Here is a 14,477-nt window from a genome sequence, read left to right as displayed (position 1 = left end):
CCGCACGCATAACCACACGTTACAAGGTGCATTGTAAGTCGTAATAGCCCGTATCTTCGCAATTAGTGTACACTGCGAGGTCCGTGATCTCTCGCGTGCCTACCCGAGAATGCTTCACCCAGTCTACTTTTTCCGAGGGGATCCCATGTCGAACGGTTTATACAACGTCGATGAATTTCGAGATAATTGTGGCTTCGGCCTGATCGCCCACATGCATGGCGAACCGAGTCACCGCCTGCTTTCTACCGCAATCGAATCGCTCGCAGCGATGACCCACCGTGGCGGTATCGCCGCCGATGGAAAGACCGGAGATGGCTGTGGCTTGTTACTGCAGATGCCAGATACCTTCATGCGTACTACGGCAAAAGAAGCGGGCTTTGAGCTATCTGACCGCTACGCAGTCGCGGTTATCATGGCATCCAAAGACGCGTCGAGCTTCGCTACGCAAGAGGCGACTATAAACGGCTGGATCACGAAGGAAGGCATGTCAGTGTTGGGCTGGCGAAAGCTACCAACTAATGCCGACTGTCTAGGTCCTATCGCCCTGAGCTCGCAGCCTGATTTCTATCACGTATTTATTGACCCCAACGAGTTGGCAGATGATGTCTTCAATGCACGAATGCTCGCCGCTCGTCGCCGTATTCACCTTGAGCTAGCTGGTCAGAAAGGCTTCTATATCGCCAGTATGTCAACGGGTGTTGTTAGCTATAAAGGCCTGATGATGCCGGTAGATCTGCCGAATTTCTTTAGCGATCTTCAGGACGAGCGACTCGAAACAGGAATCTGTGTATTCCACCAACGTTTCTCTACTAATACCTTGCCGCAATGGCACCTAGCGCAGCCATTCCGTATGCTCGCACACAACGGTGAGATCAATACCATTACGGCTAATCGCAATTGGGCCGAGGCACGTCTTAGCAAGTTCAACTGTGAACTGCTGCCCGAGCTGAAGGAAATCGGCCCGCTGGTAAACCGTTCAGGATCAGACTCTTCTAGCCTGGACAACATGCTGGAGCTGCTGCTTGTTGGAGGCACCGAGCTACATAAGGCAGTTCGTATGCTAGTGCCGCCTGCTTGGCAGAATCTGGAAGATATGGACCCTGACCTTCGCGCCTTCTATGAGTACAACTCGATGCACATGGAAGCCTGGGATGGCCCGGCTGGACTTGTTATTACGGATGGTCGCTATGCGGTGTGTACGCTGGATCGCAATGGGCTACGACCAAGCCGTTGGGTGTTGACTGACGACAACTTCTTCACTATCGCTTCAGAAATTGGCGTTTACGATTACGCACCAGAGAGTGTCGTGGCAAAAGGTCGTTTAGGGCCAGGCCAGATGCTTACTGTTGATACCCATACCGGCGAGTTACTTCGTACCGAAGATATCGATAAGCTATTGAAAGAAGCTGCGCCCTACCGCGATTGGCTCCGTCGTGAAGCAATTCGTCTAGAGCATTTAAGCTATGACGGCGATTTGCCCGCGGTCTCGGGTGATCAGTTAAGCACCTTGCAAAAGTTACATGGTGTTTCCACGGAAGAGCGAATCCAAGTCATGCGCCCTCTCGCTGAAGGCGGTCAGGAAGGTGTTGGCTCAATGGGCGACGATACGCCGATGGCGGTATTGTCAGCTAAAGAGCGGTCGATATACGACTACTTCCGTCAGAAATTTGCGCAGGTTACGAACCCACCAATCGACCCTTTGCGAGAGGCTATTGTCATGTCGCTCGAGACCTGTGTTGGACGTGAAAAGTCGATGTTTACCACCACGGCTGACCACGCATCTCGAATTATCATGAGTTCGCCGGTGTTGACACCGCACAAATTTTATACGCTAGTGCGCAGTGGCTTTGAAGCGCATCGCGTGTTCAATTTAGACCTCAGCTACGACCCTGCGCAGCACAATCTAGAGACTGCAGTAAAAGCACTATGTGAGAAGGCAGCGCAGTCGGTTAGAGACGGTTTCAGCGTCACGGTCATCACTGATCGCGACCCCGCGATTAATACCCTGTCAATCCCAGCGCTTATGGCGACGGGTGCGCTACACCATTATCTTATTGAGCGTGGTTTACGCTGTGATACTAACCTCTTGGTTGAAACGGGCTCAGCGCGTGATTCACACCAGGTGGCGGCGCTGATTGGCTATGGCGCCACGGCTGTTTTCCCTTACCTTGCCTACGCCATTATCGATGATATGGTAGCCAGCGATGATGTACTCGTAGATCGCGAACGCGGCTACAAGAATTACGAGAAGGGCATCAATAAGGGCCTACTCAAAATCCTATCTAAGATGGGTATCTCTACCATCAACTCCTACCGCGGCGCGCAGTTATTCGAAGCGGTCGGACTGTCGTCCGATGTCATTGAACTGTGTTTCAAAGGAACCTCCAGCCGTATTGAAGGAGCTGGTTTTGGTGAGCTAGAAACCGATATTAAAGCGCTGTCGAAGCGAGCTTGGAAGGCGCGTCTAGGGCTTGATGCAGGCGGCCTGCTTAAATATGTTCACGGCGGCGAGTATCACGCATTCAATCCCGATGTCGTCATGGCACTTCAAGTCGCCGTAAAATCTGGGGATTATGGAGATTGGGAAAAATACGCAGCGTTAGTCAATGATCGTCCAGTGGCGACGTTGCGTGACTTGCTTCGTATTAAGCCTCAAGCCTCGATTGACCTGAGTGAGGTTGAACCGTGGGAAGCTATCGTCAAACGCTTCGACTCCGCAGGCATGAGCTTAGGTGCGCTTTCACCCGAGGCCCATGAAGCGCTAGCCGTAGCAATGAATCGTTTGGGAGGCCGCTCCAACTCAGGTGAAGGTGGCGAAGATCCAGTGCGCTACGGCACGGAGAAGGTCTCAAAGATTAAGCAGGTTGCGTCGGGGCGTTTCGGTGTCACCGCAGCTTACCTTCGAAGCGCAGAAGTCATTCAGATCAAAGTTGCTCAAGGTGCGAAGCCGGGCGAAGGTGGTCAGCTACCGGGTGGCAAGGTGAATGCACTCATTGCACGCCTGCGTTACTCGGTACCAGGTGTGACGCTTATTTCACCACCACCGCATCATGATATTTACTCCATCGAAGATTTAGCGCAGCTAATTTTCGACCTGAAGCAGGTTAATCCTAACGCGCTGATCTCTGTGAAGTTAGTGTCAGAACCTGGCGTTGGAACTATCGCTGCGGGTGTTGCAAAAGCCTATGCCGATCTAATTACCATTTCGGGCTACGACGGCGGCACTGCGGCATCGCCACTGACATCCATTCGCCATGCAGGTTCGCCATGGGAATTAGGTTTAGCCGAGGCGCATCAAATGCTTCGGGCGAACGACCTACGAGGCAAAGTACGCGTGCAAACTGACGGCGGTCTGAAAACAGGCCTTGATGTCATCAAGGCGGCTATGCTGGGAGCTGAAAGCTTTGGTTTTGGTACCGCTCCAATGGTTGCCTTAGGTTGTAAATATCTACGTATTTGTCACCTCAACAACTGTGCGACAGGCGTGGCAACTCAGAATGAGCAGCTGCGTGACGACCACTTTAGTGGCACCGTTGAGAATGCTATGAACTTCTTCAAGTTCGTTGCAATGGAGACTCGAGTACTACTTGCACAGCTCGGATTACGTTCCATGGCGGAGCTTATTGGCCGAGTAGATCTACTCGAGCGCACGGACACAAATATGCCGAAGCGAGCGGCTCTAGATCTAGGTCCGCTTATCCATACGGATGAATTCTTAGACTCGAAGCCGCAATTCTGCGAAGTCGAAAGTAATGATCCCTATGATAAGGCTGAGTTAGCCGAACAGATGGTACGCGATACCTTGGCAGCCATCAAGGCGGGCCAAGGTGGTGAATTTAGTTATCCGGTCGATAACGAGGATCGCTCAATTGGTGCTCGTGTCTCGGGTGAGATAGCAGTTCGCCATGGTGATAAGGGGCTGCAGAACGAACCTTTAGTTCTCAATCTGAAGGGTGTCGCGGGGCAGTCGCTAGGCGTATTCAACGCCTCCGGTTTGCACATCAATCTCGAGGGCGACGCCAACGATTACGTAGGTAAAGGTATGTCTGGCGGGCGAATCAGCATTCGTCCGGCGACAGGGTCTCGCTTCCTCGCGAAGGATACTTCCATTGTTGGTAACACTTGCCTATACGGCGCGACGGGTGGAGAGCTATTCGCAGCGGGGCAGGCCGGCGAGCGCTTTGCGGTTCGTAACTCTGGCGCGACGGTTGTCGTAGAGGGAGCTGGTGATCACTGTTGCGAGTATATGACGGGTGGCCAAGTTGTTGTCTTAGGTCAGACAGGCTACAACTTCGGTGCCGGGATGACCGGTGGTGTTGGTTTTGTATTGGATCTAGAAGATAACTTCCCTCACCGTTACAACCGTGAGCTGGTTGAGATCCGTCGACTGTTCGGCGCGGCATTCGAAGAATATCGTGTGCACCTCCGCGAACTGATACAGAAGCACGTAGACAGCACCGGCTCAGCATGGGGCAAGGATGTTCTAGAAAACTTCGATAGATATATTAGCCACTTCTGGTTAGTGAAGCCCAAGGCAGCAGCGGTGGACGATTTGCTCAGTCAAATTCGTACCCGACCAGAGTGAGGATACGGTAATGAATAAGCGTTTAAATAATGACTTCCAGTTTCTGGACGTAGATCGTAAAGATCCCAATAAAATTGCTCTGAACTCACGCCAAGCGGAGTTTGTAGAAATTTATGAACCCTTTGAGAAGAAGCAGGCGGCCGCGCAGTCGCACCGTTGTCTAGATTGCGGCAATCCTTATTGTGAATGGAAGTGCCCTGTGCATAACTACATTCCAAATTGGTTGCGTTTAGTTTCGGAGGGCAAAATCTTTGAGGCGGCTGACCTGTGCCATGAGACTAATTCACTTCCCGAAGTCTGTGGTCGAGTGTGTCCACAGGATCGTCTTTGTGAAGGCGCCTGTACTCTGAACGATGAGTTTGGTGCGGTGACCATTGGTAACGTCGAGAAGTATATTACCGATACGGCTTTTGCTTTGGGCTGGCGTCCGGATTTATCGGCGCGAGTCATGACGGATAAGCGCGTGGCGATTATTGGCGCAGGACCAGCAGGTTTAGCCTGTGCAGATGTGCTAGTTCGTAACGGTGTGATGCCCGTTGTGTTTGATAAATATCCCGAAATTGGTGGACTACTGACCTTTGGTATTCCCGAGTTTAAGCTTGAAAAGCGAGTTTTGAGCCAGCGTCGTGAAGTATTCGAAGAGATGGGCGTTGAGTTTAAACTCAATACCGAAGTGGGCAAAGATGTTGATTTTGCGTCCCTAATTAGTGATTTCGATGCCGTTTTTCTGGGAATGGGTACCTATACCTCCATGCGTGGCGGTTTCCCAGGTGAAGAGAAACAAGGCGTTTATGATGCGTTGCCGTTCTTAATATCAAACGTTAATCGCAACCAAGGTTGGGAGCAATCTATCGACGACTTCATTTCGGTAGCGGGCAAGCGGGTGGTCGTTCTGGGTGGTGGTGATACCGCGATGGACTGTAACCGCACTTCTATCCGACAGCAGGCCGCTGCCGTGAGTTGTGTTTATCGACGTGATGAGGCAAACATGCCGGGTTCACGTCGCGAAGTTGCCAATGCTAAAGAAGAGGGCGTTAAGTTTCTCTTTAATCGCCAGCCGATTGCAATTGTTGGTGATGAACGTGTTGAGGGTATCAAGGTTGTTGAGACCGCCCTCGGTGAGCCAGATGAAAACGGCCGCCGTCGCCCTGAGCCTATCGCGGGCTCCGAGCAGGTGATTGAGGCTGATATTGTCCTCGTCGCCTTTGGCTTTCAACCGAGTCCGGCACCCTGGTTCGCAGACTATGGTGTTGAGCTCAATTCCTGGAATGGCGTGGTTGCTCCCTCTGAGGGCGAGTTCGCCTACCAGACAACTAATGAGAAAATCTTTGCTGGAGGCGATATGGTTAGAGGATCGGATTTAGTGGTAACCGCCGTTGATGAAGGTCGCAAGGCAGCGGCCGGAATCATGGATTACCTCGACGTATAGTATTAGGGGCTTTTTTACTTCACAGGCTTTCTGTTGGCGACGTTTTGTACGACAATAGGCCCCTGTGAAGAAGGAGCCCTTATGTCATTCCCTGAATTAAAGAACGATCGATTTCTCCGCGCACTTAACCGTGAGTCCGTAGACCGCACTCCTATTTGGATGATGCGTCAGGCTGGAAGGTATTTGCCTGAGTACCGCGCTACACGAGTTCAAGCCGGCGATTTCATGAGTCTTTGTAAGAATACCGAGCTGGCTACTGAGGTGACGCTCCAGCCTCTTCGCCGCTACCCAGCCGATGCTGCGATTCTCTTCTCAGATATTTTAACCATTCCTGACGCGATGGGGCTTGGGCTCTACTTCGAGACTGGCGAAGGCCCTCGTTTCCGAAAAGTGGTCAGAACAGAGGCGGATGTCGCCGCACTTCCCGTTGTTAACACTCAAAGGGATCTCAGCTACGTGACGGATGCGGTCACGTCCATTCGACATGCTCTTGCTGGCGACGTACCGCTTATTGGTTTTTCGGGCAGTCCTTGGACGCTAGCAACCTATATGGTTGAAGGCGGCTCGTCTAAGGATTTCCGTAACCTGAAAAGTATGATGTATCGAACCCCGGAGCTACTGCATGAGATGTTAGACAAGCTGGCGCTTTCTGTTATTGATTATCTTAATGCGCAAATCGCTGCGGGTGCACAAGCGGTGCAGATCTTTGACTCTTGGGGCGGCGCCCTATCAGATGATGCCTATCAAAAGTTCAGCCTTTTCTACATGAAGAAGATTGTTGCAGGACTTCAGCGCGAGTCCGAAGGACGAAAAGTGCCGGTTATTCTGTTTACCAAAGGTGGCGGTCAATGGCTAGAGGTCATGGCCGATTCGGGTTGCGATGCGCTAGGACTAGACTGGACTACCCCGATTAATCAGGCCCGCGATCGAGTTGGTCACCGCGTCGCGCTTCAGGGAAACATGGATCCAGCTGTACTGTACTCAGAGCCTGAGCAGATCCGTAGTGAAGTTAAACGAATCCTCGACCAATTTGGTGATAATCCCGGACATATCTTCAATCTGGGTCATGGAATTACTCCCCATGTTAAACCTGATGCCGTAAAAGCCTTTTTTGATGCAGTCGTGGACTTGTCATGTCGCTCGTAGAACTGTAATGTTAACTAGTTCACATTCGGAAAATGGGCGGGCGTCAAATTGTGACACTAGTCCGTGCGACTTTCGAGATTAGGATTACAGTTACAGCTTCTGGAGAAATTCAGTTCTTAATGCAGTTGGTAAAGAGATTATAAGATGGGTTTAAAACAGGTTAAAGTTTTCACAACGGATCTAACTTTGGGCATGTACGTGTCTAGATTGGATAAACCGTGGACGCAGACCTCTTTCCCTCTTCAGGGATTCTTTATCAAGTCAGCGAACGATATTAAGGAATTAAGCTTCCATTGTAAGTATGTTTACATTGATACTGAGAAAGGCCGAGAGCCTATCAATGTAGACCGCAAACACGCGGAAGCTTCACCGGGCCAAAGTAAACGTGTGGCTAAGGATGCCGTGTCGATAGCTAATCAGGCAATTGATGTTAGACGCATTTCAATCGTTCACGATGAATACGCCGAAGTAACTCCTCTCAAGAAAGAAGTAATCCAAGCCCGTCAGATGCACAAGCATGTCACTGACGCAGTGGAAAAGGTTTACGAGCAAGTTTCAGCGGGAGGGTCTCCCAATTTAGCGGGTACGCAAAAAGCCGCTACAGAAATGGTCGATAGTGTTCTCCGTAACCCAGACGCTTTCACCTGGTTATCCCGTATTCGCGATAGAGATGAGCACACCTGGGGTCATTCGGTGCGTTCATCGGTATGGGCTGTTTTGTTTGGTCGTCATATTGGGCTGAAACGCGAAGAACTCCAGATTTTAGCAACGGGTCTACTGCTGAAAGATGTAGGGAAGATTAAGATTCCGGCTTCAGTATTAGTAGTTGGTAAGCGTAACCCTGCACAGGAAAAGTTATACCGGACCTTCGTTGATCACAGTGTTAACATTCTCCGTTCAATTCCCGAGTTAGATCGTCGTGTCATTAAGGTTGTGGCGAGCCATTGCGAACGACTGGATGGAAGCGGCTTTCCCAATCAATTGGTTGGAGACAAGATTCCGTTGCTCGCTAAGATTGCGGGCCTAGTCACGGTTTATGACGAGATATCTAACCCGCGAGGAACTCGACAGACTCTTTCGCCGAGTAAGGCTATTGGCTGGTTATACAAAGTTCGTAATCGTCTATTCCAAGAGCAGTTAGTAGTTGAGTTCATTCAAGCTATCGGAGTTTACCCAACGGGTACTGTAGTTGAATTATCTACCGGTGATGTAGGTGTCGTTGTCGAGCAAAACTTTGCTCGTCGTCTACGACCTGTTGTAGCCATTGTTCGCAACGCACTGGGCGAAACCTTAGAGAAAATGAAAATTCTTGATATGAGTAGTGACGCCGAACTCAAACTTTCCAGGGGCGAGTCACCAATTACAATTAAAGCCGATATCGAGCCTGGAACCATCGATATTGACATAGCAGCGATCCGCGACAGTTATATCAATACTGGCGGCTTCAATCTTAAGAAGTTGTTCGGTTTTGGCGCTTAGCGTTAACGCAACTAGTTAATTCGCTGAGGTCGAAAAAAACCAAAGGTTGAAAATAATCTTTGGTTTTTTATGTCCGCTGCGGCGCAAATCAGTAAACGAGATAAGCATCTAACTGGAAAAAGTCATTAAGCCTTACTAGTTTCCTTCTCGCTATCCTTAAACTCACCAATGGCTTCACCCATACGAACAGCACTTCCCGCTGACAAACCATCAATCCATTCACTGGCATCTTTTGGGGTGACTACGATAGCCGTGGAGCCAAGTTTGAAGCGTCCCATTTCCGCGCCTTTATTGAGCTTAACTGAGGGAGAGCGACCGGCTTTATCAAACTGACTAACAACGATGTCCTTACTCAGTGGGCAAACTTGCCCGCCCCAAACCGTTTCAATACCCGCAACTATCATGGCGCCAACCAAGATAAGCGCAACGGGACCCTTAGGGGTGTCGAATACACAGACTAATCGTTCGTTACGGGAGAATAAGCCAGGAACTAATTGTGCGGTGACGCCGTTAACGGAGAATAGATCCCCAGGCACATAGATAGCCTTACGCAAGGTGCCGCCGAATGGCATGTGCACACGGTGGTAGTCGCGTGGCGATAAATAGATGGTAGCAAAGCTACCGTTAGCAAAGGTATCAGTTAGCTCTGGTTGTGCGCCAAGCAAACTATGAAGGCTGAAGTACTGACCCTTCGCCTGCATGAGCTGACCATTTTCGATCGTGCCACATTCACTCACGACACCGTCGGCAGGGCTAACTAGCGTGTTTACGTTAGCATCAATGGGCCGAGCTTCGGACTTTAGCGCGCGAGTGAAAAAGTCGTTAAATGAGGCAAAAGCCGTTAAGTCATGCTCCTGCGCGTCGCTCATATCGATATCGAACTTCTTTGCAAAGTTGCGAATAAACGCATCTTTGATCCAGGGGGTTTCGCTAGCAGCTAGTCTGCCCACTATACGGGACAGTGTATGTTGCGGTAACACGTGCTGAAGTGCGACAAAGAGTTGATCTGAAAATTTTGTGCTCATAGTTCTACCTGTGTATCTTCTCGATTACCCCACTCCGACCATGAACCATGGTACGCGCGGATGTCGAGTTCTAATAGGGTTCCAACGAGCCAGGTGAACCCGGATCGGTGGTGTGACTGACAATGGGTGACGATCGGTTGATCGAGGGTGATACCTTTTTGCTGTAAATATGTCTGGGCGTCAGTGCGAATTCGCAAATTACGCTGATGATCCATTAGCTCCGTCCATTCGACATTTATGGCTTTGGGCATATGCCCTGCTCGCAGCGAAAGCTGTTTCTCGCCGCTAAACTCCGCTGGTGATCGAGCGTCCAAGATCTGAATTGGATTGTCCGAGTTGAATGAGGAAATGAGTTCCTTAGCTTCAACAAGTTTATTTGGATTAATTGAGCCTTGGAAGCTGCTTGGTACACTTTCATGACCTTTAGTTGAACACGTAAAGCCTTCATTGCGCCACGCAACCAAACCACCATTGAGGTAACTAGTGCGGGTGAAGCCAAATAAATCTAGCGTCCACATTAGTCTACCCGCCCAACCACCGCCTTCGTCATCTAGCGCTACCACCCATGAATCTTGGGTGATACCAAGTTGTTGCAGTAGTGAGATCAGCTTTGCTTCCGGAGGTATCTTGCCCGGTGCTGGCAAAGTCCCGACAATGAGTTCACGAAAATTCAAGTTGATGCTGCCAGGAACGTGACCCTGAGCAAAGTGCTCGGCTGCGCTGAGGTCAATAACCAGTAAGCGAGGGTTGTCGAGGTGCTCGACTAGCGCTTCGGGTTCGATTAAGCGTGGCAGGTGCATGTTTGTTTCCTATTTGGGTTGTCCAAGGCCTTGGATTATCTGCTGGCAAGACTGCCAACGATTGGCTGATATATTACCATTCTCAAGCGCGGTCTGAACAGCGCAGCCAGGCTCACGATCGTGGTTGCAGTCGCGAAACTTGCACAATCCTAGGTAGGGGCGAATTTCTTTAAATCCGCCATACACGTCCTCCGGCTGCATGTGCCAGAGAGAGAACTCACGAATTCCTGGAGAGTCGATGAGATCACCACCCGAGGGGAAGTGGAACAGCTTCGCCGTGGTCGTAGTGTGGCGCCCCTTTTGTGTTGATTCGGATAGTGTGCCGACGCGAGTGTCGGTCCCAGGCATGAGAGCATTAATCAAACTACTCTTGCCAACACCAGACTGACCTACGAACACCGTGGTGTTATCCTTTAAAAAGTCCGTAAGTTCGCTTAATCCCGCCTCATTGACACAGGAAGCGCGAACGACTCGATAGCCAAGTTCCTCGTAACTATCGACCATGCGAATAAGCTTGGCGTGCTTCTCAGGGTCTATAAGATCAGTCTTGTTAAGCAGAAGAACCGGCTCAATGTCGTTGGTCTCAGCCGCAATGAGGTAACGGTCAATGAGATTGGCGTGTGCTTCAGGAAATGGAGCAACGACCAGCAACATGTGATTAATGTTGGCGGCAACCAATTTCAGTTGACCCCGATGATCGGGGCGCTCAAGAATATTGTCGCGCTCCTCTTGCGCCACAACTACGCCGGTAGGATTGCCGTTGTGGAAGACAACTCGATCTCCAGTCACCAGAGCGGGTACGTTAGCGCGGACATGACAGCGAACAACATCGCCCGAAAGCTTAGACTCCACATCGATTTGAACACCGTAGTGCGCGATGACTACGCCGAACTCCTCATCGCCCAAGTGTGTATCGTGAAGTTTAGACTCGGCTTTATCGGCCCGCTTTCCAGCTCGTTCACTGCGCTCGTCTTGGATCTTTTGGATACGCCAGCTTTGACGGCGGGTTAACTTTCTTTTAGCCATAATAGAATTCGGGTCCCTAGAGACCCGAATAATAGCGTACTTAGCAACAAATAGTTACTCTGTTGGCTGAAGTTCCACAATTGGCAAGCCAAGCGTTTCGAGGTCTTCGTAGACCGTAGCTCGGTCGCCGACCACCACGATGGCTAATTGATCATTAGTAATCAATCTATTGGCGAGCGCGTTGAGCTCACCTAGCTCAGCATTTGTTAGTGCCTCGTTACGCTGATCAAGATAAGAGGCATCTACGTTGTAGGTTGCCATTTGACTGATTAGACGAAGCTTTTGCGACGGAGTTTCGTAGGAGCGAGCATCACGCTGGCTATAGGCCGAACGCATGAAGTTGAGTTCTTCCTCTGTCATGCCATCGGTTTTGAATGCTGCTAATTCTGCCAATACTTCTTGGATAGAAGCCAGGGTTGAATCGGCTCGCACTTCGGCGCTAGTGATGAAAGTACCCGTCTCGAGGTTGCCTCGGAATCCAGAACGGGCACCGTAGGTGTAACCTTTGTCTTCACGAAGATTCTGGTTGATACGGCTGTTGAAGTTACCACCAAGGTTAAAGTTCATCAGCTGTGCATGCCAGTAGTCACCGTTAACGTCCCATAGTGGACCGTTAGTCGCAACGCGGATTGAGCTCTGTGCCGCTTCAGGCTTGTCCATGAAGAAAATGGTATTAGTCTCAGGCGCTTTCCAGTTGAGGCTTTCAAGAGGTCGTTCCTGCATGTCTACAGCGATCTCACCAAGTGGGGACAAAGCCGCTAGCACCTCTTCCTGGCTTAGATTTGAGCTGACAAGCACTACCGCCATTTGCTCTGGGAAGTGGGCTGAGTAGAAGCCTACAAGATCGTCACGGCTAAAGCCGCTAATGCTCGCAGTAGTACCCGAACTCGGGTGAGCGAGTGGGTTACTTGCATCGCCCATGGCCTGGTTCAACGCATCCTGTGCGAGCGCTGGGCCACTGGTTTTGGACTGCTGGATGCCCTGAAGAATTTCGCCGCGAATACGTTCAACATCCGCTTCGTTAAAGGCTGGGTTAAGCAGACGTTCTAGCAAAATTTCAACGCCGCCATCTAATCCGTCAGTGAGTACTGACAAACTCGCATTCGCTTGATAGTCACCCATGTTGAAGCCTACGCTGGCGCCGATACGTTCCTGCATAGCATCAAGTTCAGCAAGCGTGTAGTTGGTAGTCGCTTCACTCATGAGTGAAGCGGTGAAGCTTGAAAGCCCCTCTTGACCCTCTTCTAGATCACGCTGACCTGCTTCGAAGCCCACCACTACACGAGTTGTTGGTGTTTCGGTGTTGGTAACGCCGAGCACTCGAACGCCATTAGCAAGCTCACCTTCCCATATTGCTGGCAAGCTGATTGACTTAGCATTGGGAACGGCTGGGCGATTACTGCGATCGAAGTTATCCGTAGCAGGACGGAAAGCCAAACCACTCATTGGCTCCTCAGGTGCGAGTTGCTCTACTTCGTGATTGTCTTCACCGGCGGCAAGTTCAGTCATACCCATCGGAACAACGCTTACGATCACAGCAGGCTTGCCCACGATGAATCGATCGAAGGCGTCAGTGACGTCAGCGGCCGTAACCGCCCGGTAGCGAGATAGCTCATTTGCCATCCCATTTGGAGTGCCCAAGAAGGTCTCGTAATAGGCTAGCTGGCGTACTTTGCCAGATACGGATTGAAGGCCGAATACTTGGCTGCGTTCTACATCACTAATAAAACGAGCAACGTCATCATCGCTAACACCTCGTTCCACAAATTCATCGAAGCTCTCGCGAATAGCTTGTTCCATGTCCGCAAGATTTTCACCAGTTTGGCGATTCTGTACCACAATTGCAGTCATGGTACATGCGAGCTCAGCACAGCTGTGGTTTAAGCTTGCGGATAATGCGCGGCCAGTCTGAACAAGATTCGTGTAAAGAATGGACGAAGCGCCTTGGCCAATAATCTTGGCGGCAGCATCTAGTGCAGGTTCATCTTGATCGAATAAGCTGACAGTTGGGAAGGACATCGCAATCGCTGGCATGAAGATACGATCTTCTAGCGTCGCATAACGGTCACTGTCCAATACAGCCGGCATGGCGGGCATTTTTTCAACGTCAGGCCCTGCAGGGATAGAGCCAAAATATTTAACAACCATTTCCAGCGTTTCGCTGACGTCGATGTCGCCACCAATAGTAAGGGTGGCGTTATTAGGTCCGTACCAACGTAGGAAGAACTGCTTAACCGCATCGACTTGGGCGCGGTTAAGATCATCCATATGTCCGATGACTGGCCATGAGTAGGGGTGGCCGGCCGGATAGGTATGCATTGACATGGTTTCCCATACGCGACCGTAAGGGGCGTTATCGACACGCTGGCCACGCTCGTTCTTTACGGTTTCACGCTGGTTCTCGAAAGTCTCTTCGGTGATGGCATCCAATAAGAAGCCCATACGATCCGACTCAAGCCATAGCAACGTTGCCAGCTGATTTGACGGTGCGGTATTGAAGTAGTTAGTACGATCACTATTGGTGGTACCGTTTAGGGTGCCGCCAGATTCTGTAATGATACCGAAATGTTCTTCATCTGCGACGTGCTCAGAACCCTGGAACATCATATGCTCGAAGAAATGAGCGAAGCCCGAATAACCAATCTGCTCACGTGCTGAGCCTACGTGGTAGGTTACATCTACATCAACTAACGGGTCAGATAAGTCTTGGTGGAGAACGACGGTTAGGCCGTTGTCGAGTTCGAACTTCTGATAGGAGATAACCACATCATCAGGAGTGGAGTTGACGGTTTCAACGAGGCGCATGCCAGCCGGTAAAACGAGTTCGTCAGAAGAACTGTTTTGTTGGCAACCAGTGACCGCGAAGATAGCAAGGGAAAACGCAAGCAGCTTCTTCATTTTTTGAGTCCATAATTGATTTTTTCGAAGTACGAGTATTGCACAGTTTCTGCGGGGGATACAGTAGTTGCCAGTGAAACTAAGAGGTG

General features: G+C 50.5%; 8 protein-coding genes. 4 read left to right on the top strand and 4 right to left on the bottom strand.

Going from position 1 to position 14,477, the window contains the following annotated elements; translation table 11 throughout:
- The first annotated feature begins 145 nt into the window (after positions 1 to 145).
- From gltB to Q0698_RS01815, 4 genes are all read left to right on the top strand, one after another.
- Positions 146 to 4,585, top strand: a complete 4,440-nt coding sequence (gene gltB, locus Q0698_RS01830) for a glutamate synthase large subunit (RefSeq protein ID WP_298633146.1) — start codon at positions 146 to 148, stop codon at positions 4,583 to 4,585.
- A gap of 10 nt (positions 4,586 to 4,595) precedes the next feature.
- Complete coding sequence (locus Q0698_RS01825) at positions 4,596 to 6,014, top strand: FAD-dependent oxidoreductase (RefSeq protein ID WP_298633144.1); 1,419 nt, start codon at positions 4,596 to 4,598, stop codon at positions 6,012 to 6,014.
- An 81-nt stretch (positions 6,015 to 6,095) separates the two neighbouring features.
- Positions 6,096 to 7,160, top strand: a complete 1,065-nt coding sequence (gene hemE / locus Q0698_RS01820) for a uroporphyrinogen decarboxylase (protein WP_298633142.1) — start codon at positions 6,096 to 6,098, stop codon at positions 7,158 to 7,160.
- Between the two features lie 144 nt (positions 7,161 to 7,304).
- A complete protein-coding gene (locus Q0698_RS01815) occupies positions 7,305 to 8,639 on the top strand; it encodes an HD-GYP domain-containing protein (RefSeq protein WP_298633140.1) in 1,335 nt (444 codons plus the stop codon).
- Between the two features lie 125 nt (positions 8,640 to 8,764).
- On the opposite strand, the gene asd is transcribed toward Q0698_RS01815, so the two are convergent.
- The 4 genes from asd to Q0698_RS01795 are packed head-to-tail and all read right to left on the bottom strand — an operon-like array spanning position 8,765 to position 14,388.
- Positions 8,765 to 9,664: an archaetidylserine decarboxylase gene (gene asd / locus Q0698_RS01810; protein WP_298633138.1), complete on the bottom strand. Its 900-nt coding sequence runs from the start codon at positions 9,662 to 9,664 to the stop codon at positions 8,765 to 8,767.
- Entirely contained in the window at positions 9,661 to 10,464 is an 804-nt protein-coding gene (locus tag Q0698_RS01805; protein ID WP_298633136.1) for a rhodanese-like domain-containing protein, read from the bottom strand. Before Q0698_RS01805 ends, asd begins: the two co-directional genes overlap by 4 nt.
- 9 nt (positions 10,465 to 10,473) lie before the next feature.
- Positions 10,474 to 11,490 carry a small ribosomal subunit biogenesis GTPase RsgA gene (rsgA, locus tag Q0698_RS01800; RefSeq protein WP_298633135.1) on the bottom strand — a complete coding sequence of 339 codons (1,017 nt, stop codon included), beginning with the start codon at positions 11,488 to 11,490 and terminating at the stop codon, positions 10,474 to 10,476.
- A gap of 54 nt (positions 11,491 to 11,544) precedes the next feature.
- The gene (locus Q0698_RS01795) at positions 11,545 to 14,388 is read right to left on the bottom strand and encodes a pitrilysin family protein (protein ID WP_298633133.1); all 2,844 of its coding nucleotides are present in this window, start codon (positions 14,386 to 14,388) and stop codon (positions 11,545 to 11,547) included.
- Between the last annotated feature and the right edge of the window lie 89 nt (positions 14,389 to 14,477).

This window comes from uncultured Umboniibacter sp. (assembly GCF_947497555.1).
In the GTDB taxonomy this organism is placed as follows: domain Bacteria; phylum Pseudomonadota; class Gammaproteobacteria; order Pseudomonadales; family DSM-25080; genus Umboniibacter.
This window is presented reverse-complemented; position numbering and strand designations above follow the sequence as displayed.